Annotated in this window: 18 protein-coding genes; 5 read left to right on the top strand and 13 right to left on the bottom strand. The window is 74.7% G+C overall.

Annotation, left to right across the window (positions count from 1 at the left end):
* Positions 1–20: 20 nt before the first annotated feature.
* Positions 21–1,178 carry a class I SAM-dependent methyltransferase gene (locus tag PH189_RS20110; RefSeq protein WP_274190614.1) on the top strand — a complete coding sequence of 386 codons (1,158 nt, stop codon included), beginning with the start codon at positions 21–23 and terminating at the stop codon, positions 1,176–1,178.
* 7 nt (positions 1,179–1,185) lie between these two features.
* On the opposite strand, the gene PH189_RS20105 is transcribed toward PH189_RS20110, so the two are convergent.
* Positions 1,186–2,400, bottom strand: a complete 1,215-nt coding sequence (locus tag PH189_RS20105) for a glycosyltransferase family 4 protein (protein ID WP_274190613.1) — start codon at positions 2,398–2,400, stop codon at positions 1,186–1,188.
* Positions 2,397–3,500 (bottom strand): glycosyltransferase family A protein, encoded by a 1,104-nt coding sequence (locus PH189_RS20100; RefSeq protein WP_274190612.1) that lies wholly within the window; start codon positions 3,498–3,500, stop codon positions 2,397–2,399. The genes PH189_RS20105 and PH189_RS20100 overlap by 4 nt, the downstream gene beginning before the upstream one ends.
* A 304-nt stretch (positions 3,501–3,804) precedes the next feature.
* Between PH189_RS20100 and PH189_RS20095 the strand changes: the two genes are divergently transcribed.
* Both PH189_RS20095 and PH189_RS20090 read left to right on the top strand, forming a co-directional pair.
* Complete coding sequence (locus PH189_RS20095) at positions 3,805–4,791, top strand: polysaccharide lyase family 20 protein (RefSeq protein WP_274190611.1); 987 nt, start codon at positions 3,805–3,807, stop codon at positions 4,789–4,791.
* Entirely contained in the window at positions 4,788–5,807 is a 1,020-nt protein-coding gene (locus PH189_RS20090; protein ID WP_274190610.1) for a hypothetical protein, read from the top strand. The genes PH189_RS20095 and PH189_RS20090 overlap by 4 nt, the downstream gene beginning before the upstream one ends.
* A gap of 198 nt (positions 5,808–6,005) precedes the next feature.
* Here PH189_RS20090 and PH189_RS20085 read toward each other — a convergent pair whose 3' ends face one another.
* The 9 genes from PH189_RS20085 to PH189_RS20045 all read right to left on the bottom strand — a co-directional run bounded on the left by PH189_RS20085 (position 6,006) and on the right by PH189_RS20045 (position 20,638).
* Positions 6,006–8,108, bottom strand: coding sequence for a lipopolysaccharide biosynthesis protein (locus PH189_RS20085; RefSeq protein ID WP_274190609.1), 2,103 nt, complete (start codon positions 8,106–8,108; stop codon positions 6,006–6,008).
* Between the two features lie 130 nt (positions 8,109–8,238).
* A complete protein-coding gene (locus PH189_RS20080; RefSeq protein ID WP_274190608.1) occupies positions 8,239–10,392 on the bottom strand; it encodes a heparinase II/III family protein in 2,154 nt (717 codons plus the stop codon).
* A 26-nt stretch (positions 10,393–10,418) separates the two neighbouring features.
* Positions 10,419–11,597: a glycosyltransferase gene (locus tag PH189_RS20075; protein WP_274190607.1), complete on the bottom strand. Its 1,179-nt coding sequence runs from the start codon at positions 11,595–11,597 to the stop codon at positions 10,419–10,421.
* Complete coding sequence (locus tag PH189_RS20070; protein WP_274190606.1) at positions 11,575–12,777, bottom strand: glycosyltransferase; 1,203 nt, start codon at positions 12,775–12,777, stop codon at positions 11,575–11,577. Before PH189_RS20070 ends, PH189_RS20075 begins: the two co-directional genes overlap by 23 nt.
* A 19-nt stretch (positions 12,778–12,796) precedes the next feature.
* Entirely contained in the window at positions 12,797–13,915 is a 1,119-nt protein-coding gene (locus PH189_RS20065) for a glycosyltransferase family 4 protein (protein ID WP_274190605.1), read from the bottom strand.
* Positions 13,912–15,498 carry an O-antigen ligase family protein gene (locus tag PH189_RS20060; RefSeq protein ID WP_274190604.1) on the bottom strand — a complete coding sequence of 529 codons (1,587 nt, stop codon included), beginning with the start codon at positions 15,496–15,498 and terminating at the stop codon, positions 13,912–13,914. The genes PH189_RS20065 and PH189_RS20060 overlap by 4 nt, the downstream gene beginning before the upstream one ends.
* A complete protein-coding gene (locus tag PH189_RS20055) occupies positions 15,495–17,999 on the bottom strand; it encodes a hypothetical protein (RefSeq protein WP_274190603.1) in 2,505 nt (834 codons plus the stop codon). The genes PH189_RS20060 and PH189_RS20055 overlap by 4 nt, the downstream gene beginning before the upstream one ends.
* 136 nt (positions 18,000–18,135) lie before the next feature.
* Complete coding sequence (locus tag PH189_RS20050) at positions 18,136–19,332, bottom strand: glycosyltransferase family 4 protein (RefSeq protein ID WP_274190602.1); 1,197 nt, start codon at positions 19,330–19,332, stop codon at positions 18,136–18,138.
* Positions 19,313–20,638 carry a nucleotide sugar dehydrogenase gene (locus tag PH189_RS20045; protein ID WP_274190601.1) on the bottom strand — a complete coding sequence of 442 codons (1,326 nt, stop codon included), beginning with the start codon at positions 20,636–20,638 and terminating at the stop codon, positions 19,313–19,315. The genes PH189_RS20050 and PH189_RS20045 overlap by 20 nt, the downstream gene beginning before the upstream one ends.
* 234 nt (positions 20,639–20,872) lie before the next feature.
* Between PH189_RS20045 and PH189_RS20040 the strand changes: the two genes are divergently transcribed.
* Both PH189_RS20040 and PH189_RS20035 read left to right on the top strand, forming a co-directional pair.
* Positions 20,873–22,054: a GNAT family N-acetyltransferase gene (locus tag PH189_RS20040; protein ID WP_274190600.1), complete on the top strand. Its 1,182-nt coding sequence runs from the start codon at positions 20,873–20,875 to the stop codon at positions 22,052–22,054.
* A 97-nt stretch (positions 22,055–22,151) separates the two neighbouring features.
* Positions 22,152–23,108: a polysaccharide deacetylase family protein gene (locus PH189_RS20035; RefSeq protein WP_274190599.1), complete on the top strand. Its 957-nt coding sequence runs from the start codon at positions 22,152–22,154 to the stop codon at positions 23,106–23,108.
* Here PH189_RS20035 and galE read toward each other — a convergent pair.
* Both galE and PH189_RS20025 read right to left on the bottom strand, forming a co-directional pair.
* A complete protein-coding gene (gene galE / locus PH189_RS20030) occupies positions 23,083–24,066 on the bottom strand; it encodes a UDP-glucose 4-epimerase GalE (protein WP_274190598.1) in 984 nt (327 codons plus the stop codon). The two genes, PH189_RS20035 and galE, sit on opposite strands and share 26 nt — an antisense overlap.
* On the bottom strand, positions 24,063–25,442 hold the full coding sequence (locus PH189_RS20025) for a glutamate-1-semialdehyde 2,1-aminomutase (RefSeq protein ID WP_274190597.1): 1,380 nt from the start codon (positions 25,440–25,442) through the stop codon (positions 24,063–24,065). Before PH189_RS20025 ends, galE begins: the two co-directional genes overlap by 4 nt.
* Positions 25,443–25,516: the final 74 nt, after the last annotated feature.

The raw sequence follows: 25,516 nt of genomic DNA, 5'->3' as shown, positions 1-25,516 counted from the left end.
ACCTCCGAGAGGATCCCGCCGTGGACCATCCCGGCACGATTCCCGACACCCTCACCTGCCGCTGGTGCGCCGGCTCCGACGGCACGGTCGTGCTCGACCTCGGCGACCAGCCGGCCTCCGACCACTTCCCGGCCCTCGACGACCCGGGTCCGGACGCCGTGCACCCCCTGCGGATGTGGCTGTGTGCGACGTGTGGGCTCGCGCAGCTCGCCGAGGACCCGACGACCCCGGAGGAGCCGCGCGGCGCCGAGCCGGACGCCCTGGTGGCCCAGGCCCGCGATGCCGTCGCGCGCGTGGAGGCCGCCGGGCTGCTGCCCCACGGTGGCGGGTCGGTGATCGAGTTCGGCAGCCCGCACGGCGGCTCCTGGCTCGACCTGCTCGCGGCCACCGGCCTCAAGGAGGCGAGCGCGCAGGACGGCCCGGCCGACGTGGTCATCGACTGCTTCGGTCTCATGCACGCCGCGGACCAGCGCGCGGGCCTGCTCGAGCGCGCCGCGGCGACCGCGCCGGGCGGTGTGCTGCTGCTGCAGTTCCACACGCTCGCCGCGATCGTGGCCGACGGCGGCTGGAACGCCCTGCGTCACGGGCACTTCGCGTACTACGCGACGCCGGTGCTGGTGGGGATGCTCGACGAGCTCGGCTTCGACGTCACCCACGGGTTCCTGTTCGACCTCTACGGCGGCACGGTGCTGCTGGCCGCCCGGCGCCGGCGCGCGGACGGCACGCGCGACGAGGCCTCGGTGGCGTCGCTCGTCGAGCGCGAGGCGGCGCTCGGCGTCACCGACCCGGCCGTCGTGGCGGGGCTCGAGGACGCGGCGCGACGCAGCGCCGAGGAGCTGCGCACCCACCTCGAGGGCTCCCACGAGGCCGGGCGGACGGTCATGGGCTACGCGGCGGCGTCGCGCGCGGTGCCGCTGCTCAACCGCGCCGGGATCGGGCCGGACCTGCTCCCGGCGGTGGCCGACGCCTCGCCCGGCAAGCAGGGCCGCCGCCTGCCCGGGGTGGGCGTCCCGATCGTGGCGCCGGAGGCGGTCGCCGAGCGTCGCCCCGACGAGGTCGTGCTCTTCGTCACCGACATGCTCGCCGAGATGCGCCGCCGGATGCCCGAGGTCGAGGCAGGCGGCGGCCGGTGGGTGATCGTCGACCCGACCGTGCGTGTGGTGCCACCCGCCCGGTGAACCGGTGTCAGGCCGGGCTCGTCGTGGCCGCGAAGAGCCCGGCCCACTGGCGCCCGACGGCCTCCCAGCGGTAGTGCTCGTCCACCAGCCGGTGGGCGTCCTCGCGCAACGCGTGGGCGTGCTCGGGGTCCTTGAGCACCTCGCGGACCGCGTCGGCGAAGGCGTCGGGCGCTTCGGCGGTGCGCAGGTGCACCCGGTCGCGGACCTCGGGAAGCGCCTCCACGCCGAGAGGGGTGGAGACGACGGCGATCCCGAGGCCGAACGCCTCGAGCACCTTGTTCTTCAGGCCGCTGCCCGTGCGCATCGGGTTGATCATCACCGGGTACGGCGCCACGGCGCTGCGCAGGTCCTCGACGTAGCCGGTGAGGACGACGAGGGGGTCCTGGGCCGCGATCTCCGCCAGCCACGACGGGGCGTTGGGTCCGACGATGCACAGCTCGACGCCCTCGTCGCGCAGGTACGGCGCCCAGACCTCGTGCACGAAGAACCAGAGGGCGTCCCGGTTGGGCGCGAACCCGAGGTTGCCCCAGAACGCGACGCCGTGACGGTCGCCGGCCCGGGGGAGCGGGGTCAGGAAGGCCTCGTCGACGCCGTTGGGCACCGTCGCGATCGTCTCCCGGCGCCCGCGCCGCAGCCGCTCGATGGCCCGGGTGTCCGGGAGGCTGATCGTCGTGACGACGTCGAAGCGGTCGGGCAGCCGTGACTCGGTGGCCCTCTTGCGGCGCAGGGCGAGCTTGTCCATCCAGCGCTGCACGCCCGTGGAGGGCTGGGTGCTCGCGGCGAGGGCGCGCTCGGTGGTGAGCACCCCGCTGTCGCAGACGTCCAGCACCACCGGCACGCCCGGGAGGGTCGCGGCGAGCTCGGCGAGCGCGACGCCGAAGACGACGACGTGGGTGATCCCGCGCTCGGCGACGATCTCGCGCAACCGGTCGCGGGCCGCGGCGAACCGGCCGGGCCGGGAGAGCTGCATGTAGTGGTCGTTGGACCGCCGCAGGTAGCGACGTGCTCGCTCGCGGCCCGGCGGGAATGCGGAGAGCACCTCGACCGAGGCGAAGAGCGGGTCCACCGCGAGCCCGGTCGGGCCGGACCCCCGGTCCTCCTCCAGCGGGACCACGGCGAGATGGGCCTCGCCGGGGAGGTGGGCGCAGAGGTTCGCGACGCGCAGGTCGTAGCCGCTCTGTCGCGACTCGATCCGCCGCGAGGCCAGGACCAGGATCCTCATCGCACCGTCCGCCGGCGCGACCAGCGCGCCCGCCAGTCGCGCGCGCGCAGGCGGGCGACGCGCGCCTGCAGGCCGCGCTTGAGCGGGTGGACCGCCGAGAGCGCGCCGGGGGCCACCCTCAGGGCGACCACCAGGGCGCCCGTGCGGGCCGACGGTCGCTGCGCGTGGGCCTCCCCGACGTGCCGGCGGGCCGCCGCGGCGTCGCCCCGCGAGAACGCGACCCGCGCCCGCCGGATGGCCTGCTGGTAGGTCAGGCGCCGCAGGACGCGGTCGAGCGCCTCGCGGGCGTCGGGGTCGGCGGCGGCATCCGCGGCGCGCCGCAGCACGAGCTCGCGCTGGCGCTCGAACTCCTCGGTGGCGTCCGGGTCCAACGGCCGGCTCTCCGAGCCCCGCTCGAGGCGGAACAGGCCCAGCCGGTCGCCGATGAGCCGCACGTCGTGGCCGGCGAGGATCGCGCGCAGCCAGAACTCGAGGTCGTGCACCACCGGCGCGTCGGTGTCGTGCCCCATCCCGCCGAGCGCGTCCCAGACCTCGCGGCGGATCGGCGCGCTGTAGTAGGGACAGGGGCCGTCGATGATGTCGGCGACGCCGAGGCGCACCGCGCCCTCGGGCGCCTCCGCGAGGCCCGCCGTCTGCAGGTACGTCCGGGCCAGGAGCTGCTGGCCGGGGTCGACGAACTGCACGGCGTCGCAGGTGACCGCCGCGACCCCCGGGTCGGCGTCGAGCACCTCGCCGGTGCGCGCGCAGAAGTCGGGCGTCACCGCGTCGTCGGCGTTGAGGACGACGAGGTAGCGGCCCGTGGCGTGCTCGGCGGCCGCGCGGACGCCGCCCACCGCACCCTTGTTCTCCTGCCGGACCAGATGGATGCGGGGATCGTCCAGGTGGGCCTCGACGACCGCGGCGACCGCGTCGTCGTTGCCGTTGTCGACGACGACGAGCTCCCAGTCGCCCCGCGTCTGCGCGAGCACGGCGTCGATCGTGCGGCCGAGGGTGTCCGCCGCCCTGTAGGCGGTCGTGAGGAAGCTGAACGCCGGCGGGCCGTCCGGCAGGTGGGAGCCCGCAGCGCGGGCCGGGCCGCCGCCGTCGGAGCTGGTGGTCACCCCGCGAACGCTACCGCCGCCCCCCGGTCGCCCGTTCGGCCGCCCGGGGCCTCCGCATCCGCCCCGCATCCGCCCCGGGTTCCCCGTTCCGGTGACGACCGGGCCCCGATCGTGGAGAACGGGACGTTCTACCCGTGTTTCACTGGAGTCACAGCAGTCCCATCGTGCACTCAGACCTCATCAGCCCGTGTAATTGTGGTCGACAGCGACGAGTGGTCGTCTAGATACGACGAACGGACGCCATGACTAGTCCGGTCGCGCTAAGCGGCAGGCGTTCGACGGTCGACGGTCTGGAGGGGTACGCGTGGCGAGGATCGGCACCGGCGGCAACACGTCGCGGCACGACGGCGGGAGGGGTGAGCGGCAGGTCGTCCGGTGCGCCCGGACGGGTGTGCGCCGGACCGGCCGGGTGGTGGCCGCCCTCGCGCTCGCCCTCGCGATCTCCGCGACCGATGCGGCGAGCGGTTGGGCCGAGGAGCCGACGCCCCCGACCGACCCGAGCACCCCGTCGGCCGAGGTCGACGTGGACGCCGATCTGGGCGGGCTCGGCGTGGACGTCGGCGCCACCCTCGACGGCGGTGCGATGGACAGCACCCGCGGGGCGGTGCCGGTCGGTCGCCGCCAGCTCTTCACCGGCGACTGGGAGACCGGCGACTTCAGCCAGTGGCAGGTCTGCCAGTCGAAGCTGGTCAACGGACGCTGCTCCACGATCGGGCGCGGCAACGCGAACATGACGATCGTCGACGCGCCCGGCGCGCGGCAGGGGCAGCACGCGGCGCGGTTCACGGTGCGTCCGGGCGACGTGCCGAACTTCGGGGGCGGGGAGCGCAGCGAGGTCCAGTCGAGCGCGGCGGGTGCCCTCGTGCACGAGGGCGACGAGCGCTTCTACGAGTGGTCCGTGCAGTACCCGGAGAACATGCCCGACGTCTCGGGCCGCTACTTCATCATCCTGCAGTGGCACAGCTCGTCGGGGTCGCCGCCGCTGGCGATCGACCTCAGCCGGGGCTCCGTCGACATCGGCGGTGACGGCGTGAAGTCGGCGCCGCGCCGCACGATCGGCCCGATCCGCCGTGGCGAGTGGGTCGACTACGTCCTGCACGTGAAGTTCTCCCGGAGCTCGGGCTCCGGCTTCGTGGAGGCCTGGGAGAACGGAAAGCAGACGGTGCAGCGCACCAACCGGGCGACGATGGTCGACGGCGAGAACTACCTCAAGCAGGGCATCTACCGCGGCTCGAACTCCGAGGGCACGGTCGCCCTGACGATGGACGGCCTCCGGGTGACGGCGCCGTGAGGGGCGCGCGGCTCCTGACGACCGCCCTGGTCGCCGTGCTCGGGGTCCTCGGTGGCCCTCTGCTCGCGCCCGCGTCCTCGACGTCGCTCGCCGCCGAGACGGGACCCGTGCGCGACCTCTACCGCCAGCCGTTCTCCTGGGACTCCCCGTGGAACCTGCCCCTGGCGGACTCGGCGCGCTTCGTGCCCTTCGACAGCGGCGCCGACCGCATCTACCTCGACATCGAGGACATCTCCGTCGACCCCGCCTTCCCCGTGAAGACCCTCGACGCCGACGGCCGCGATGTTCAGGTGCACACCGACCCGGAGCTCACCGCCGACGGGTCGTGGAACCACTGCTCGACGTTCCTCGTCGACGACGGCTCGCGACGCACCGTGGTGCAGGGCCAGCCCCTGAAGCTCGAGGCGGGCGGCGACCCGTCGTTCGAGTTCGGGTGGCCGGAGGTGTCGCTGACCTCGACCGGCCTGCCCGGGTGCCACGGCGGGTCCGGGCTCTCGGGGCTCGGGGGCAGCGTCCGCGTCGGCGAGGTGTCCGGCGCGGCACCCATCCGCCACGCGCTGAAGATCAGCTTGAACTGCAAGCGGACCTGCAGCACCGCCGGCGGCGGGTTCCGCTGGCCCGCGACGAAGGCCGACGGGTACTTCGAGGACCAGTACGGCGGGACGCTCGACGGCGTGCGCATGGGATCACTGTTGGCCGTCCCGCCCGACACCGACCTCGCGGGCCTGCGCAACCCCGACGTTCGCAAGATCGCCGAGGCCATGCGCACCTACGGCGCCTACGTCGTCGACGACACCTCCGGCGAGAGCACGAACTCGCTGTCGGTGCAGGCCGGCGCCGAGAGGGAGCTGCCGAACATCGACTCCGAGGAGATGCAGGAGCTGTTCGGGATGCTCGATCTCGTCGAGAACAACACCGCCGCGACCCCGGGCGGCGGCCCGCTCGGCAGCCCGCGCCGGGCGGCGTGCGCAGGCCCCTTCGCCGACGGCACCGGCGGCGCGCCGGCGGGGTGCTGAGCCGCCGGGTGCCGGGCCGCCGGGTGCCGGGCCGGCGGGTTTCTGGGGAGCGAGGGTCACCCTCGGTGCGCAGGGCGCAGGTGGGGCGTCCCTCGCTCCCTCCGCGGGGCGCGGTCAGGAGCCGTCGGGGGTGGAGCGAGGGTCACTCTCGCTGCGCGGGGCGCAGGTGGGGCGTCCCTCGCTCCCGGGACGAGGCGCTCAGGATGCGTCGGGCGGCGGGTCCTTGCGGCCCTGGCGGCGGGTCACGACCGACACGAGACGCCGGGATCGACCGCCCGCGCCGTTCCCGTTCGCCGGTGGCGCGGCCGGGGCGGGCTCGACGGCCGTGGTCGGCGCGTCGAGCGGGGAGACCGGCTCGCGCAGGGCGGTGGTCGGGGCGTCGAGGAGCGGGCCGTGGGGAGGGGCGCTGGGCGCCCCGTTCCCGGCGGCACCGGGGGGCCGCGCCCCGACCGGGACCGGCGGCGGGCCGGGACGCGGAGCCGGGCGTCGGACGGGGACGTGGTCGGTGACGTCGTCGACCATGAACGGCAGGCGCAGGACGACGGTCGGGGCGTCGAGCAGATCGCGGCGCCAGCCCTCGATGGCGTCCTCCGCGTCCGGCTCGGCGGCCCCGGCGCCCTCGGTGTCGTCCCGGTCGTCCGTGGACTTCCCGCGGCGGCGCACGGCCGCGAGGACCTCGCGCACGCTGGCCGGGGCGATGAGGAACAGCACCCCGAGGAAGATCCCGAGCAGCAGGAGCGTCTCACCGGCGAGCGCGAGCAGGCCCAGCAGGATCGGCAGCTGGTCGGCGTTGACCACCGTCTGCTCGAGGAACCCGACGGCCACCCCGGCCACGACCGCCGCGATCGTCGGCGGGACGAGCAGGCTCAGGAGCTCGCGCCACGTCACCTTCGCGAGGTCGCGCGCGAGCACGAGGCTGACGAACCCGCCGACCGCCGCGTCGATCGAGACCGCGATGCCGACGCCGAGCAGGCCGTACGGCAGCAGGAGGACGAGCCCGCCGACGCCGAGGACGACCGAGAGCCCCGTGAGGATGTGGATGCGCCGGCTCTTGCCCGCGCCCTTGATCGACTCCATCCCGATCGCGCTCATGGCCGCGCCGGGCCCGTAGCCCGCCATCGCCGCGACGAACAGGCCGGCGGGACGCCACTGCTCGCCGAGCAGGACCACGATCATCGGCTGGCCGAGGGCGATGAGCACCGCGGAGAACGGGATCGTCGCGATCCACAGGGCGCGCAGGCTGCGCAGGAAACCGTCGTGGAACCGCTTCGCGTCGGAGGAGATGCGCGAGAACGCCGGGAACAGCACGTAGGACGCGACCTGGATGATCGCCGTGCCGGGCAGCACGCCGATGCGCCGGCCGTAGCGGTACTGACCGGCGCCGCCCTCGCCCAGGCCGCGCCCGATGAGGGTCGACTGGACGAGCTCGCGGGACTTGTCGGTGAGGTTCGAGACGATGAGCGGGAACGAGAACCCGGCCAGCTCGCGCCAGACGCGGTAGCTCGGGCGGGTCCTGCCGGGACGCCACTTGCACATCACCCAGCACGCGATGAGCGTCGCGAGCTGGGAGGCGTAGAGGCCGATCACCATGCCCCACACGCCGAACCCCGCGAACGCGAAGGCCACGGTGACGATCGCGAACGTGCCCGCCGTCAGCGGGTCGACGATGAGGCGCCGCTTGAAGTTGAAGCGCCGCTGCAGCAGCGCCTCGGGCACGTTGACCAGCGAGTGGATGAGCAGGGTGCCGGAGGTGGCCGCGCAGACCAGGCCGACCATCTCGCTGGAGAAGAACATCCCCAGCAGCGGGGCCGCGGCGAGCGCGGCGCCGGACATGAGCACGCCGGTGATCAGGCTCGCCCAGAACGCGGTCTCCGTGGCCTTCTCGACGTCCTCCTCGCGCTGGATGAGCGCCGCGCGCATCCCGCCGTCGGCGATGGTCACGGCGAAGTTCGCGAGCAGGGTGCCGAGCGTGAAGATGCCGATCTCCGCCGGCGTCAGCAGGCGCGCGACGACGACGGTCTGCCCCAGCGAGATGAGCTGGGTGAAGACCAGGGCGATCGCGGCGAACTGGGCGCCCCGGCGCAGCCGGCCCCCGAGGCCGTCGAGCGACGGGTTGTGCTCGTCGGGCTCGTTCACCTCGGGGGTGGCGCCACCCTCCGAGAGCGGGTCCGACGCCGCCTCGGGCATCGCCTCGGCGAGGTCCGGCTCGGCGTGGTCCCGCGAGCCGGGGTCCCGCGAGCCGTGGTTCCGCGAGCCGTGGTCCCGCTCGGGGTGGCCGTCGCTGTCCGGAGGCTGCGTCATGGACCTGTCATCGCCGTCGGGACCCCGGGACCGGACGATCCCGCGGCGCCGCGCCCGGCATGGACGTGGCACCCCATCCTATCGGGGCCTCCGAGGACGCTCCCGTATCCCGCGGTCCGCCCCGTGCCCCTCAGGGAGCACCGACGACCGTCTCCCGCGGGCCCGTGGTGCCGCTCCAGCGCACGCGGACCGTGCCGTCGGCGCCGGTCTCGATCGCCGGGGCGTCCACGTCCCCGGCCGCGCCCGCGGCCAGGAGGGTGGCGACGATCACGGTCCCCGTGTCCGGGGCGACCTGCGTGCCGACGAACCAGCACGGCCGGCGTGCCTCGAGGCGGTCGGACCACCAGCCCAGCTCGCCGGCCCCGTCGTCGCCCCCGTACAGGCGCCAGCCGGTCAGCGGCGCCGTCGCGGCGGTGACGATCCGCAGGACCGGCTCGCCGTCGCGGCGCGCGAGGAGCGTGCCGTCGGGGCTGTCGTCGACCGTGAGGTCCGGGTGCAGGGGCCAGGTGGTGCGGGCGGGAGCCGGCGCGGCGCCGTCACCGGTGAGGACGTCCACCACGAGCACCACGTCGTCGTCCGGTGGGGCGTCGACGACGCGGCGGTGGGTCACCGGATTCGGCAGGCGCCGGTAGCCGTCGTGCTCGGCGTCCACGCGCCCGGCGGGCAGGTCGACGCCGTGCACGCGGACCGTCGCGTGCTCGGTCCAGAGGAACGGTCCGCCCATCACCGACTGGTCGGCGTCGTCGACGGCGACCGTGGCGTGCGCGCGGGTGCTGCGGTGCGCGGTGCGCCACGCCGGGTGGGCGAAGTAGCTGCCGGTGCCCGGGTCGCCGACGAGGTCGTGGCCGTCGACGGCGAGCCCGACGGCCAGCGCGTCGGCGTGCCCGTGCGCCGCGATCGCCAGGTAGCCGAGCGGGCCGACGTCGACCGTCACCCGGCGCCGCCCCGCGCGCAGGATCGCCAGCCCGCCGTCGGGGGCGTAGGCGGACCCGGGCTCCCAGGCGAGGTCGGCACCGGACGACGCACCGAGGCGGGTCGCGATCCAGGCCGAGGTGAGGTCGGTGGTGCCCGCGCGGCGGGCGGCTGGGAGACCGGTGAGGGCGGCGGCGAGCGCGAGGTGCGTGCGGACCTCGCGGGTCGGGGCCGGGTCGAGGCGCAGCGCGAAGCCCTCGTCGTCGTCGCCCGTGCGCGGGGTGGGGTCGCCGGTGCCGACGAGGTCGGCGAGGTGTGCCGCCGATCGTCCGAGCGCCGCGAGCAGCGTCCCGTCCGCCGGCGCCGGGACGTGCGCGGGACGCAGGCGGCGCAGCAGCGCCACGACGGCGAGCAGCTCGGCGGTGAAGACCTGGTAGCCGACGGCCTGCTCGGCGCCCACGCCGTCGGGAAGGATCTGGCGGTCCGCCTCGACGGCGAGGGCGGCGACGGCGTCGCGCTCCCAGCGGGCCGACGCGGCGAGCTCCGGCAGCAGGATCGCCACCGTCGCGAGGCCCGCGAGCTCGCCGACGAGGTGGTTGTTCGCCGAGCTGTGCTTCGAGCGGTCGCGCCAGCAGCGCCGCGCGCCGGCGGCGAGCACGCGTACCGCCCGTGCGTAGCGCTCGGGGGTCAGCGCCGGGTGGTCGGCGAGGCCCTGGAGCGCGACGAGCACCGAGATCGCCCGCACGCCCACCTCGAACGCCCCGCGCCAGGCGATGCCGCGCCCGGGCGGGTTGGCGGTGATCCAGGCGTCGAGCTGGTCGAGGGCCTCGGTGCCGTAGCGCTCGTCGCCGGTCAGGAGCCAGGCCTGGGCGAGCCAGGGGAGGTGCTGGAGCCGGTTGAGCTCCCAGATCCACTTGGGGTCGCCGTGTCCGGCGCGGTGGTTGATCGCGTGCGACGGCAGGTCGGGCCAGTGCACGCCGGAGAGCGCGTCGTACGACCAGTCGATCGGACCCGGGTAGCGGGCCTCGGGGTGCGCGAAGAACGTGAACCGGTGCTCGAGGACGCGGTCGGCCGCGGCGAGCAGCTCCTTGACCGCCTCGGGGTGCGCGGCGGCGACGGCGGCCGCGCTGTCGCGGTCGAGCAGGACGGGGCGCCCGGTGCCGGCCCGGAAGTCGCCGAGCAGGGCCGTCCAGTCGGGGTCGGCGCGTCCCAGCAGCGTGGCGTCGTCCGGCTCGCGGTCGCCGGTGACCCGCCGCGCTGCGGTGGCGCCGACCGTGAGTGCGCGGTCCGCGACCTCGCGCGGGCCCATCGCCTGCAGCCGCCGGACGTACCAGGTGAGCTTGGCCGGGGCAAGAGCACGCAGACCGGGCATACGGAGCACGGTAGGCGGGGCGCCGATCAGGCCCGGCGCCGGGCCACCGACTCGACCATCTCGGTGAACGCCGCGGCGGTGTTCTCGACGGTGAACTCGGCGCGGGCACGCTCCTGCGCGCGACACCCGAGCTCGGCGCGCAGCGCGGGGTCGTCGGCGAGCCGGGCGAGGCGCCCGGCGAGCCCCTCGGCGTCGCCGGACGGGACGAGGAAGCCGTCGACGCCCTCGGTGACCTGGTCGCGCAGCGCGCCGACGTCGGTGGCCACCACCGGCAGCCCGGCGGTCATCGCCTCGATCACCGAGATCGGGACGCCCTCGTGCACCGAGGACAGCGCGAACACGTCCCCGCCCGCGAGCAGCCGCGGGACGTCGCGGCGCAGCCCGAGGAACGTCACCGCCTTCTCCAGGCCCCGCTCCGCGACCAGCGCCTCGAGCTCCTCGCGTCGCTTGCCGTCGCCGACGACGACCAGCCGGAGGTTCGGGCGGTCGGCGCGGGCGATCGCGTCGAGCATGACGTCGTGGGCCTTCTGCCGGCTCAGCCGCGCCACCATGAGCACCACGACGTCGTCGTCGGCGACGCCGAGCTCGGCGCGCACCTCGGCGCGGCGCTCGGGTGGCACGGGCTCGGGCGCCGGGATCCCGTTGGGGACGACGTACTCGCGCGCCCGGCTGCGCCAGGAGGCGCCCACGCCCTCCTCGTCGTGCAGGTAGCGGCCCTGGCTGGGGGCGAGCAGCGCCAGCCCCGAGCTCAGGAACAGCGTCTCCACGACGTGGCGCGGCAGGACGCGCGACCCGACGCGGGTGAGGTCCATGTCATGGGCGGCGACGACCGACCGCGCTCCCGCCAGGACCGCCGCGATCCGCGCGAGCGTCAGCGCCGCGCGGTGGTGGTGCGAGACGACGACGACGTCGGTGCGGCGACGCCGGAAGTGGCGCACCAGGCGCGGGATGCGTCCGAGACCGGCACGGTCGAGACGCCCACCGCGCGGCAACGTGACGACGCCGTCCGTGACGGACCGGAAGTCGTCGGCCAGCGGGCCGGCCTCGCGCAGGCACACGACATCGGCGACGACCCGGCGCGGGTCGAGGTGCGCGAACGTGTTGCGCAGGACGATCTCGGCCCCGCCGACCGCGGCGACGTCGAGGACGAGGGTGACCCGGACCGGCCCGTGCCGGCCGGCCTCAGCGTCCGGCCGCGAGGGCATCGGTCTCCCGGACGGGCCGCCCGGCGGTCTCCTCGATGACGGCCTGCGCGCGGTCGATCGAGCGCCGCAGGGTGAACTCCTCGCGCACCCGGCGGCGGCCCGCGAGCCCCATGGCCCGGGCGCGGGCCGGGTCGCCCAGCACGTCGAGGAACGCGGCGGCCAGCGCCTCGGGGTCCTCGCGGGGCACGACGCGGCCGGTGACGCCGTCCTCGATCATCTCGGGCACCCCGCCGACCGCGGTGCACACCGCCGGCAGCGAGGCGCTCATCGCCTCGAGCACCGACATCGGGAAGCACTCCACGGTCTTGCTGCTGAGCGTGAAGACGTCGAACACCCGCAGCAGGCGCGGCACGTCGTCGCGATGGCCCAGGAACAGGACCCGCTCGCGGAGGCCGAGCTCGTCGACCAGGGCCTCGAGGCGCGGGCGCTCGCGGCCGTCGCCGGCGAGCAGGAGCTTCACGTCGGCACGCGCGTCGGCCACAAGCCGGAAGGCCCGCAGCAGCGTGGCCTGGTCCTTCTCCGGGCGCATGACCGCCGCGGTGCCGATGACCAGCTCGTCGTCGGCGACGCCCAGCTCGTGCGCGAGCGCGGTGTCGCGACCGGAGGCCTCCGGCGTCGTGAACCCGAGCTGGGTGCCGTTGTGCACGATGCGGACCTTGTCGGCGTCGTGGCCGAGCTCGCCGGTGATGTAGGGCGTCTGGGCGTGGGCGACGCCGTAGACGGCGTCGGTGACCTTGGCCAGCGCCCCGTCGACGGCGCGGCGCAGGCGGCTGTGCGGGACGACGTCGCCGCAGTTGTGCACCCACACCGCGAGGCGCGGCACACCGGCCAGCACGCCGGCGATGCGGCCCAGGGTCTCGGCGTTGAAGCCGCGCAGGATCACGACGTCGGGACGCTCGCGGCGCAGGTGGCGCACGAGGTCGACGAGCAGGCCGGGCACGTTGCGCTTGCCGCGGTGCAGCTCGACGGTGGGGAGGCCGGCGTCCCGGACGGTGGCCAGGTCGGTGCCCGGGCCGCCCTGCTGCTGGAGGCACAGCAGCGAGCCGGCGAAGCGGTCGGGGTCGAACCCCGTGAGCAGCGTGGCGACGTGGCGCTCGGCCCCGCCGACGGCCATGTGCGGGACGACGAACAGGACCCGCAGCGGGCCCTCGGTCTGCACCGGGCGTCGGGGCCGTCTCACTGCGTGACCGTTCCGTCGATCATGTATCCGAGCGTAGCGAGGGGGACGACACGGGCCCCCGAGCCCTCTGTCCGCGCCCGGACAGGACCTCGTGATAGATGCCCTCGATGCGCGCCGACACGGCGTCGGCGGCGAACTCGGCCCGTGCTCGGGCCGCACCGGCCTCGCCCAGGGCGCGCCGGCGGCCCTCGTCGGCGAGCAGGTCGCCGAGCGCGTCGGCCAGCGCCCCCGCGTCGTGCGACGGCACGAGCAGTCCCTCGACGCCGTCGGAGACGATCTCGGGGATCCCGCCGACGCGCGTCGCGAGCACCGCGAGCCCGCGCGACATCGCCTCGAGCACGACCATCGGCTGGCCCTCGTTCTCCGAGGGCAGCGCGAGGACGTCGGCGTCGGCGAGCAGCTCGTCCACCTGGGCGGTCGAGAGCCAGTCGTGCACGGTCACCGAGTCGGCCACGCCCAGCTCGCGGGCCGTCGTACGCGCCCGCTCGTGCTCGCCGTCGCCGGCCATCGTGAGGTGACCGCCGCCGGCGCCGACCTTGGCCCAGGCCTCGAGCAGCGCGAACGCGCCCTTCTTGTCCCAGATGCGCCCGAGGAAGACCACGTGCGGTGCCGCGCCCGCGGGCCGCCGGGTGACCGGGGAGATCGGGACGGGGTTGGGCAGCGAGGTGAGGCGGGCGTCCGGGGCGATCGCCGCGAGCCGGCTGCGCATCAGCTCGCCGAGCGCGATCACGACGTCGGCACGCGAGAGCGTCGCGGCGATGACCCGGCGCACCGGTGCCGGAGCGCGGTCGTGGAAGAGGTGGAAGCGCCCCGAGTGCACGTGCAGCACCACCGGCACCCGCAGCAGGTACGCGAGCCAGGCCAGCGCGGCCTTGCGCACGAAGCTGCCGGCCGACGACATGTGGATGTGCACCAGGTCGGGCCGGCGCAGCACCATCTCGGCCGCGTAGCGCACGAGGCCGCGGGCGAAGGTCAGCGCCTTGGTCGCCGACGACCCGTCGCGGTGCGTGGCGACGTGCCGGACGCCCCAGCGTTCCCAGAGCCCCGTCGCCGACAGCGTCCGCACGCAGGTGGCGATGCCGCCCTGGGTGGTCGTGCTCGTGGAGACCCACAGGGTGCGCGGGGCGCGTCCCGTCACGGGGCCCCCACGAGGCCACCGCGCCCACGGGTGGAGCCCGCGGCCCGGTCGGCTCCGTCGCGCGGGTGCGCGTCGTACCAGGCCGAGACCTCGTCGGGCGTCATCCCGCCGGGCAGACCGCCCCCGGCCGCACCCGGGCGGGCGGTGAAGCGGACGGCGTTGAAGCGGTCGAGCTGACCCACGACCATGCCGGCGTAGAGGAACGGGATCATGCTGGCGAAGTCGAGGACGCGCAGGTCGACGGTGATGCCGTTGACCACGAGAACCGTCATCGCCATCCCGCCGACCAGGGCCAGCGGGGCGCCGAGGAACGTGTCGCGCGGCAGGTCGTGCATCGCCCGCCACAGCGCCCAGAACACGGTCACGAGGATCGCGAGCCACATGAGCAGGCCCGGGATGCCGAGCTCGGCGCCGATCCCGAGCTCGTTCTCGTGCGAGATGATGCCGAGCCCGCGGTTCCAGTCGATCTCCTGCGACCACGTGACGTGCTCGTAGGTGTTGTAGACCTGGAAGCGGCCGATGCCGATCCCGACGAACGGGTGCTCGCCGATCGCACGCAGCGAGGTGGCCATGATGTTGAGCCGGTCGTAGACCTCGTTCGACGACCCGACACCGCCGGCCGACCGGTCGCTCGAGAAGAACGTCGACGCGTTGGCCCCGACGGCCGCGAGACCGAGCAGGCCGGAGACGACGAACGCACGGCGCCATCCGGCGGCGAAGACGATGCCGAGCCCGACCACGACGACCAGCGCGAGCAGCGCGGCGCGGGTGTGGGTGAGGTAGACCGAGTAGGCGAGGAGCCCCGCGAGGCCCCACAGCGCCCAGCGCATCCACTTCTTGGTGTCCGGGCGGGACGCCAGGAACAGGCAGACCACGAACGCGATGACCAGGATCATCCCGTTGACGACGGGCTGGTTGAACACCCCGTTCGCGCGGCCCTTCCAGTTCGGCGAGTCGACGATGTACGACGGCCAGACCAGCGACTTCGGCCCGTGGAACTGCAGGATGCTGACCCACGCCGAGTACGCGCCCATCGCGACAGTCGTCCACAGCAGGTAGCGCACGGAGCGCTCGTCGTCGAGGACGCTCTTGGCCACGACGTACACCACGATCGGCAGCAGGACGCCGCTGAAGATCCAGCGCCAGACGTCGACGGACGCGCCCGTGACCGGGTCGATCGCCTCGTACTCGTGCGGCAGCCACATCGAGAGGACGTTCCAGACGACGTAGACCGTCATCAGCCACTCGATGACCCCGAGCCGGGGCATCTGCTTGGCGCGCTGGGCCACGGCGAGCGCGAGGGCGAGCACCATCGCGTAGAACGCCGGGGTCAGGGCCTCCATCGAGACGAACTCCTTCTGCGCGGTGCGCAGGAAGCTCGAGACGAACACCAGCAGCAGTGCCAGCAGCGGGTTGCTCAGGGCCAGCAGGCCCACCCCGGCCCCCACGGCCAGGGCCGCCAGCAGGATGCCGACGTCGTCGGGCGCCGCGAACGCGAGCCCGAGGACGCCGACGACCGTGATGGCGCCGATGACCAGGTCACGGCGGGACGAGGCGCGGAAGCGCCCCGGGAGCAGGCTCACTTCTCCGTGCGCAGCGTGACCGTGGGGGCGGAGAGCCCGCCGGCCTGCTGCGCGCTCGGGGCCGCGCTGTCCGTGCCCTTGGCCGGGGCGCCGTCCTTCGACGACGGCGAGCCGCCGTTGCCGTTCGGGGCCGCGCCGGAGGAGGCGCTGGAGGAGAACCGCGCCGTGCCGACGCGCTTCGCGCCGGGGGGCGAGCTCGGCGACGCCGACGCGCTCCCGGCCTTCGAGCCGGACGACGTGGCCGGCTTCGGCGCCGAGGCGGCCGGGCGGGCGGACGCGGAGGGCTGCCCGTTCTGCGGGGCGCCCTGCTGGCCGCCGGCGGGCTGGGGGCCCTTCGGCTGCGGGCCGGCTCCGACGCCGGGCTTCGGGCTCGGCGAGGGCTTCACGCCCGAGCCGCGGCGGGTGTGCACACTGACGCCGGGCGCACCCTCGGGGCCCGACGGCGCGGGCTGACCGGGAGCGCCACCGGGGGTCGGCTTCGCGGGAGCGGCGGTCGCCGACGGCGACGACGTGCCGCCGGCCGACGGGCCCGTGCCACCGGCCGAGGGGCCCGTGCCGCCGGCCGGAGGCTTCGTGCCGCCCTGGGGGCCGCCGGAGCGGTCACCGGGCTGGCCGCCCGACGGGGCACCCGGGCCGGAACCCGGCTGGCCGCCCGGGGAGGGCTTCGCGCCCGGGGACGGCTTCGCGCCGGAGGCGGACGCGCCGCCCGTTGGCTTGTCGTCCCGGCGCTCCTCGCGTCGCGGCGAGGGACGGTCGACGGGCGCGCCGTTGGTGGCCTTCGGGGCGGAGGCTCCGGAGCTTCCGGTCCCGCTGCGCACCGCGGTGCCGTTGGTGGGCTTCGCAGCACCGTTCACGGGGGCGCCGTGGGTGCCCTCCGGACCGGCCGAGGCCGAGCCGGCCGCGGCACCCGCCGCTGCTCCGGCGGCGCCGGCGCCCATCGCGGCGCGGGCCTCCTCGAGCTTCTCGCGGGAGATCGGGGCCGTGCGGTCGGCCGGCGGGACCTGAGCCGGGCGCCCGGGACCGGGCTGGCCGGCGGGCACGCCCGGACCACCGGGGCCACCGGGGCCACCGGCGGGCGCCGGGCGGGCCTGCGGCACGGACGGGCCGGCCGGCAGACGGACCGGCGACCAGGAGCGCTCGGCGAGGAAGCCGGGGTCGACGAGCTGGCTCGGGTTGCGGACGAGCACGACGCCGAGGGCGGTGCCGCCGGCCTGCGCCAACGCCTCGAGCGCCGCGGAGGCGTCGCGGGAGCGGGTCTCGCCCTCCTCGACCACCAGCAGCGAGCGGTCGGCGGCGGAGCACACGACCTGGCCCTCGACGGACTGGACCGGCGGGGCGTCGATGATCACCAGGTCGGCGAGCATCGAGCCCTGCTGGAGCAGGCGCGAGACGTGCGAGCGGGAGAACAGCGCGAACAGGTCGTCGCGCTTGCTGCCCCGGGGGGACACCAGCAGCGCGCGGCCGTTGGAGAACACCTTGCCGTCGAGACGGCTGTCGCCGCGCTCGGCGAGGAAGTCGGCCACACCGGACATCGAGGCGAGCTCCGACGAGCCGCCGGCGTCGCTCTCGAAGTCGGCCTGGACCAGCAGCGTCGTCTGGCCCTGCAGCGCGCGCAGGCCGGCGAGCGCGACGGCGACCCGGGTCTTCGAGGCGCGCGTCGTGGTGGGGCCGGTGATCGCGAGCGAGCCCGGCACGGGCATGCCGTGCGCGTTGGTGAGGCCCATGAGCGCGCGCAGCATCTCGTTGCGGGCGTTCTCACCGGACTTCCGCTTGCCGCCGACGGCCGCGAGGACCTGGAGGCCGAGGCGGTCGCGGACCTCGTTCGGGGTCACGATGCGGTTCTCGAAGCGGCCCAGCGCCATGGCGAGCAGGGCGCCGAGGAGCAGACCGCCGACCAGGGCGGCGGCGGCGTTGCGGCCCGCGTTCGTGGGGTTGGCGACGACACCGGCGTTGAGCTGGAGATCCTGCAGCTGGTTGGTGCTCTGGCCCTGGAGGTCGCTGATCTGGCGCTGGAGCGTGCTCACCTGGGCTTGGTCGCCGGTCCGCTGGGCCGCGGCGAGCTGCTGGTTGAGGTCGGCGAGCTGCCGGGCCTGCGAGTCGCCACCGAGGCTGGAGTTGACGTCGTCGCGCAGGGCGACGGCCATCTTCGTCGCGGCGTCCGAGGCGACCTCGGGGCTGTCCGCGACGGCCTCGATGTACACGATCGGGCTGGCGGCGGCGATGCGGGCGTTGAGGCCCACCGAGGAGTCGATACCCGCGGTCTGGCGCAACTGCTGCTGCGACGACGCCTGGTTGAAGTAGTCGGCGTAGCCCTGAGCGAGGACGGTGTCCTGCTCGGGTGCGCGGTCCTGCGAGACGATCGTCAGCGCGGACCGGCCCGTGTAGGTCGATCCCTGCAGGAGCGAGGCCCCCAGCGAACCGGCCGCCGCCACGATGCCGATGACCAGGATCAGCACCCACCGGCGACGGATGCGATCCCACTGGATCTGGAGCGGGCTCATGACGTGCCTTTCCTCGGGTCCTCGGCGTGTCGCTCGGAGCGGCTACCTGCCGGCATCCTAATGTCGAGCGTCGGAGTCTCAGACGTGCTTCGCCCGTCGGAGCGCCTTCGCGCGGGGTCGGCGGCGTGGTTCATGCTCAGCGGCCTCGCGTGGCCGATTCGTACGCGGCCAGCAGTTCCTTCTCGGAGTTCGTCCACGAGAGCGGCCCGGAAACCCGTTCCACGCCGATCTCGCCCATCGCCGCGCGGCGACGGGGGTCGTCGAGCAGCTCGGACACCAGGCCCGCGAACTCGCCGACGTCGTTGGGACGGGCGTAGACCGCCGCCTCGCCCGCCGAGACGCGCGCCTCGACCAGGTCGAACGACACCACGGGCCGCCCCATCGCCATGTACTCCATGATCTTGTTCATGGTGGACACGTCGTTGAGCGGGTTGCGCGGGTCCGGGGCCAGGCACACTGACGCGGTGGACAGGTGCCGCAGCACGTCGGAGTCGGAGATACGCCCGGTGAACGTCACGCGGTCGTCGAGCCCGTGGGCGTGGGACAGGGCGACGACGTCGTCGAACGCGTCGCCGGTGCCCATGAAGACCGCGTGCCAGTCGTCGCGGCGCTCGGCGAGGTCGGCCAGCGCGCGGATCGCGTAGTCGACGCCGTCCTGCGGGCCCATGACGCCGAGGTAGCAGAGCAGGTGCTCGCGACCGCGGGCCAGCGCCGGCTCGGCCTCGCGCAGCCGGAACCGCTCGACCGCCGGCGCGCTGCGGACGACGAACGTGTCCTCGACCGGCACCCGGCCGCGTCCGGTGGCCACGGCGCGGTAGCTCTCGTTGGTGGCGATGACGGTGTCCGCGGTGCGGTAGGTACCCCACTCCAGCAGGCGCATCGCCCAGTACATCGAGTCGCGCTTCTCGCGGAACCGCGAGAGGTAGAGCTCCGGCACGAGGTCGTGCTGGTCGAAGATGATCCGGGCGCCGCGGGCCTTCGCGCGCAGCGCGGGGAGGAACAGCAGGTCCGGCGGGTTGCACAGGTGGACCACGTCGACCGGCGCGCGCTTCTGGATGCGCTTGATCAGACGGTTCGTGTGCCAGAGGGCGGTGCCGTACTCCTTGAGGTAGCCCTGCGGCCCCCCGGTGGCGGCCACGAGGGGGTAGCGGTGGATCCGGACGCCGTCGATGACGATCTCGGTCTCGGTGTCCCGCTTCGTTCCCAGCGGGCAGATCACCTCGACCTCCCAGCCGTGGCCGGTGAGGGTCTGGCACTCCTGCCACACCCGCCGGTCGAACGGGACCGAGAGGTTCTCGACGACGATCAGGGCTCTACCAGGCAAGGCCGACATATCCCTCCTGTTGGCGACGCGCCGCCGCGTCCGGGAGCCGGACGAGGTCGATCACGGGCACGGGGGTGCCGTGGCCGAGCGCGGTGCGGACGTCGTCGTCCGCCTTCCCGACGACGAGCACCTCCGCGTGGTCGACGACCTCGGCGACGGTGTCGACGAGGAGGTCACGCAGGTGTGGCAGGTGGGCCTCGATGAACGCGCGGTTGGCCCCGAGCAGCGCCGACTCGACGACGGCGGGGTCGTAGATGCGCAGGTCGTAGCCCTTGCCGAGCATCCGCTCGCAGAGCTCGACCAGCGGGCTCTCGCGCAGGTCGTCGGTGCCGCCCTTGAACGCGAGGCCGAACACGCCGACCCGCCGCTTGCCGGTGGCCGCGACGTGCTCGAACGCGCGCTGGATGTGCTCGTCGTTGGACGGGAGGACGTTCTCGAGGATCGGCACACGGACGTCGTGGCGGCGCGCGGCGTGCACCAGCCCGCGCAGGTCCTTGGGCAGGCACGAGCCGCCGAACGCGAAGCCCGGGCGCAGGTACGCCGGGCTGATGTTCAGCTTGGTGTCCGACAGGAAGATCTCCATGACGTCGTGGGAGTCGACGCCGAGCTCGCGGGCCAGGGCGCCGATCTCGTTGGCGAACCCGATCTTGAGCCCGTGGAACGTGTTGTCGACGTACTTCGTCATCTCGGCCACCGGCGGTTCGACCCGGAACTCCGGGGCCCCGAGGCCGGCGTAGAGGGAGAGGACCGCGTCCCCGCTGACCGGGTCGAGCTCGCCGACCACGGTCTTGGGCGGGTCGTAGAAGTCCTTGACGCTCGAGCCCTCGCGCAGGAACTCGGGGTTCACCGCGACGCCGAAGTCCTGGCCGGCGATGAGGCCCGAGGCCTCCTCGAGCAGCGGCACGAGGACGCCCAGGCAGGTGCCGGGCAGCATCGTCGAGCGGAAGACCACGGTGTGGCGGCCCGCGCTGTCGTCGCGCGTCGCGAGCGCGCCGCCGATCTCCTGCGCGGCGCGCTGCAGGTAGGTGGTGTCGAGGCTGCCGTTGGGCGCCGAGGGCGTGCCGACACACACCAGCGAGAGGTCGGTGCCGTGGATCGCGGCAGCGACGTCGTCGGTGACCGTCAGCCGTCCGGAGGCGACGACCTCGGCGATGATCTCGCCGATGCGCTCCTCGACGACGGGCGTGCGGCCCTCGCCGATCATCGCGAGCTTGGCCGGGTTGACGTCGACACCGACGACGTCGTGGCCCTCCGTGGCCAGGCACGCGGCGCTCACCGTGCCCACGTAGCCGAGACCGAAGACACTGACCTTCATCGCAGGGGGTCCTCGCAGAAGGGTCGGGGTCGCGTCGGGCCGTTGGGGAGCGGATCCGCGCGCCGGGGCGTTTCCACGGTACCGAGGCGTTTCCGGGCCACCGCCGTCGGGCAGTGGACCCGGTCCCGACGCCGAATCTCCGCTCACTGTTCCTGAAGACGTCCGGCACGGCCGGAGGTTGAGTCGCGGGTCGGCCCCGATGGGGGAACCGGAGCGCCCGTTAGCCTCGGATTCGTGAGCCCTGACGTCGAGATCCTCGCCGACCCCGCCGACGAGCCGGGTCTGGTCGACGAGTGGCGCGCCCTGGCCGAGGCCGCCGGGAACGCGTTCACGACGCCCGAGTGGTACGGCGCCTACGCCCGCCACTACGGCGCCGACGCCCCGCCGTTCGTGGTGCGCGTGCGCGACGCCGACGGCGCGCTGGCGGGCCTGCTGCCGCTGTGCCGCTCGGGGCGCACCGTGCGCTTCGCGGGCGCCAACGTGGGCGACCGCTTCGCCCCCGTGGCGGTCGCCGGGCGCGAGGCCGAGGTCGCCCGCGCCGCGGCGCGCGCGCTGGGGCGCGAGGCCGTCGTGCTGCACAACGTCGACGCCGGCGCCCCGTGGGTCGGCGCGCTGGGCGAGGGCCTGCGCGGGCGGGTCGCGGCCACCCGGCTGCGGGGCAGCGTCATGCCCTACGTCCCGCTGACCGGCCACACGTGGGACACGTTCCTCGGCGCGCGCAGCCGCAACTTCCGCAGCCAGGTCCGCCGCAAGGAGCGTGCGCTCGTCGACGGCGAGGGCGCGACGTTCCGCGCGACGGCCGTACCGGGCGAGGTCCGGGTCGACGTCGCGGAGTTCTTCCGCCTGCACAACTCGCGGTGGGACGAGCGCGAGGGCGGCTCGACGATCACGAGTCCCGCCGTGCACGCCTTCCACTCCGACTTCGCGGCCGCCGCGCTGGAGCGGGGATGGCTGCGGATGTCGTTCCTCGAGGTGCCGGAAGACGGGAATGAGCACAGCACGCCGACAGGGGAGCGGGGCTCGACCCACGGATCTCCCACGGCGGTCGCGGCGCTCTACGCGTGGCGCATCGGTGGGCGCTACGCGTACTTCCAGGCCGGTTTCGACACCGCGTGGGCGGACAGGAGCGTCGGCCTGGTGCTCATGGCGCACACGGTCCGTGAGGCCATCGAGGAGGGCGCCGACGAGTACGACCTGCTGCTCGGCAACGAGACCTACAAGGCCCGCTTCGCCACCGACGAGCGCGCGGTCGAGACCCTCGTCGTCGCCGGCGCGCTCGACCCGACGCGGTTGCTGGCCCAGGTCGACGCCGGGGTGCGCCGCGCCACCGACGGCCTGTCCCCGGAGCTGCGCGCGCGCCTGCGCGACATCGCCAAGCCCGTCCTCGCCCGCATGCCGGGGACGCGCTCGCGCTGAGCACCCGCCGGGTGCAAGCCCTGCGTCCACGCTGGCACTGGGTGCGAGAAAAGCCGCTTCGTCGGCGCGTTCCGGGGTGCCGATACGCTCGGTCGCCATGAGTCGACGGCTGCTCGTGCTGGGCTGGCACAACATCGACCCGACGCCCTTCTACCCCGCCGACCCGGGCGCCGGGCGCCGCGGCTTCGAGCGTCAGCTCGCGGCGATCGACCGGCTGGGCACCGTCGTTCCGCTCTCCGAGGCCGTCGACACCCTGGCCGCGGGCGGCGAGCTGCCCCCGCGGGCCGTGGCGCTGACGTTCGACGACGGCTACGCCGACTGGCTCGACGCCGCCGTGCCCGCGCTCGACCGCCGCGGGATGCACGGCACGTTCTTCCTCGTCTCCGACATCCTCTCGGGGCGCATCGGCGCCTGGTGGGAGGATCTCGCGGACGCGTTCGACCGCGTCACCGCGCCGAGCCTCGAGTGGGCCGGCCGCACCCACGACCTCTCGACGCCGACGGCCCGCCGCGCCGCGCAGGACGCCCTGAAGGACGAGCTCAAGCTCGTCGACCGCGCCACGCGCGTCGAGGCGGTCGCCCGCATCGCCGAGCGCATCGCCCCGCCCCCGCCCCCGCGTCCGCCGATGTTCCTCGACTGGGACGGCGCGCGGGCGCTCGCGGCCACCGGGCACGGCATCGGGTCGCACACCGTCACCCACCCGATCCTCTCCCGCGAGGACGAGGGCACCCAGCGCCACGAGCTCACCGCGTCGCGCCGCGCGCTCGAGGAGGGCCTGGGGCAGACCGTCGACCTGCTCGCCTACCCCAACGGCAACGCCGGCGACTACGACGAGCGGACGATGTCCGTGGCGCGCGGTGCGGGCTACCGCGCGGCCATCACCACCCGTCCGGGTCTCGTCGGGCCGAACGAGCCGCCGTTCGCGATGCACCGGATCGTGCTCACGCCGCTCACCGACGTCGGCGAGCTGTTCGGCAAGGTCGCCCGCAAGGGCACGGGGGTGGCGCGGAGGGTGGCGAACCGCGCCGTCAGGACCCTGACGCCGACGGGCTGACCCGCGCGTCCCAGGCCGAGGCGACGATGTCGTCGAGGTCGTGACGGGCGCGCCACCCGAGGCGTCCGGCGATGCGCGAGACGTCGGCGACCACGGCCGCGGGGTCGCCCGGGCGTCGCGGCGCGATCACCGGTGTGACCGGGCGCCCGGCGACGCGACCGACCGTGGCCATCACCTCGAGCACCGAGAAGCCCCGACCGACGCCGACGTTGAGGGTCTCGGCGCACGGCTCGTCGAGCAGGCCCGTGGCGGCGACGTGGGCGTCGGCGAGGTCGTCGACGTGCACGAAGTCGCGGACGCAGCTGCCGTCGGGGGTGTCGTAGTCGGTGCCGAACACGGTCGGCGCCCCACCGCGCGCGACGGCGTCGAGCGCGATCGGCACGAGGTTCGCCTGCCCCCGGTCGGCGAGGCGCGCGTCGCGGGCGCCGGCGACGTTGAAGTAGCGCAGCGCGACGTAGCGCAGGCCGGTGGCGCGGTGCACGTCGGCGAGCAGCCACTCCCCGGCGAGCTTGGTGGTGCCGTACGGGTTCACCGGCTCGCACGGGTCGTCCTCGGCCACCGCGGCCCCCGTCGTCGCGCCGTAGACCGCGGCGCTCGACGAGTAGACGAACCGCTCCACCCCGGCGCGCCCGCAGGCCGCGAGGACGCTGCGCAGGCCCTCGACGTTCTCGCGCCAGTAGTACAGCGGCTGCGCGACCGACTCGGGCACGCTCTTGCGCGCGGCGAAGTGCAGGACACCGTCGAGGCGGTGCTCGGCGAGCGTCGCGGCGACCGTGTCCTCGTCGAGCACGCTCGCGCGCACGAGGGGGACGTCGTCGTCGACGCGTTCGGTGAGCCCGGTGGAGAGGTCGTCGAGCACCACCACGGCGTCGCCCCGTGCCCGCAGCGCCCGCACGGTGTGCGCGCCGATGTAGCCCGCGCCGCCGGTGACGAGCCAGCGTCCCCCCGCCCTCGTCACCGCAGTCGCCTCGGGGCGGCCGTGGAGCGCAGCGCCGGCGCGACGGGACGGCCGTCGAGCACCGCGTCGGCGCCGAGCTCGAGCGCGCGCCCGTAGGCGGGCAGCGCCCCGGCGACGGCGTTGACGGTCTGCTCGACGTCGGCGTCGGTGTGCGCCGCCGAGATGACGAACGACTGCCCGAGGACGCCGCGGCGCAGCAGCTCGGCGAGGAACACCGTGCGCATCTCCTGCGACGGCCGGCCCGAGGCGTCGCGGGTGCGGAAGACGAGGCAGGCGGGGTGCCCGACGACGTCGACGAACTCGCCGAGCCCGGCCGCGGCGACGACCTCGTTGCACGCCTCGGCGAGCGTCGTGCCCTGGCGGCGCATCGTGGCCACCGGGTCCTCGCGGCGGTAGGCCTCCACGACGGCGCGGAACGCGGTGAGCCCGGCCGTCTCGGGACCGTGGGTGGTGGAGAGCAGGAAGACGCGGTCGGCGTCGGTGCGCAGCCCGCCGAGCTCCATGAGCTCCCGGCGCCCGGCCAGCGCCGAGACCGGGAAGCCGTTGCCCATCGCCTTGCCCCACGTGGACAGATCGGGGGTGACGCCGTAGACGGCCTGCGCGCCGCTCGCCGACCAGCGGAATCCGGTGATCATCTCGTCGAAGACGAGCACCGTGCCCTCGGCCGTGCACATCTCGCGCACGCCCTCGAGGAAACCGGGCGCGGGGTCGTGCAGCGCGGTCGCGGCCTCCATGAACACCGCGGCGATGCGGCCGGGGTGGGCGTCGAAGAGCGCGCGCAGCGAGCCGAGGTCGTTGTAGGTGAAGCCGACGGTGCCCGCGCGGACCGCGTCGGGGATGCCGGCGTTCATCGGGGTGTTGCCGATGAACCAGTCGTCCGTGGAGAAGAACGGCTGGTCGGCGACGGCCACCGTCTCGCGCCCGGTGGCGGCGCGCGCGAGCTTGAGCGCCGCGGTCGTGGCGTCGGAGCCGTTCTTGGCGAACTTCACCATGTCCGCGCCCGACACGAGGCCCAGGAAGTCCTCGGCGGCGTCCACCTCGAGCCGGCTGGGGCGCGAGAAGCTCATCCCCCGGTCGAGCGCCTCGCGCACCGCCGCGTTCACCGGCTCGTAGGCGTGCCCGAGCGTCACCGACCGCAGGCCCATGCCGTACTCGACGTAGGCGTTGCCGTCGACGTCCCAGACCCGCGCGCCCCGGCCGCGCTCGATGATCGGCGTCATGTGCTCGGGGTACTGGTCGGACCCTCGGGCGTAGGTGTGGGCCCCGCCCGGGACGAGGTCGTGCAGTCGCGCCTGGAGGCGGGACGACTCGGTGAACACCGGGTGCGGACCGTCGACGGCCCCGGGATCGGTCGGTGACGACGACAAGGACGTCATGGGCCTCAGCTTCCCTGGTGCGACGGGTGGGCGATCGACGGGGGTCGCGCGGCGTCGTCGGCGCGGGGCCCCGG

Origin of the sequence: Actinomycetospora chibensis (assembly GCF_028737215.1) — a bacterium.
Taxonomy (GTDB): Bacteria; Actinomycetota; Actinomycetes; order Mycobacteriales; family Pseudonocardiaceae; genus Actinomycetospora; species Actinomycetospora chibensis.
The sequence above is the reverse complement of the archived record's forward strand: the minus strand, read 5'-3'. Positions and strand labels throughout refer to the sequence as shown.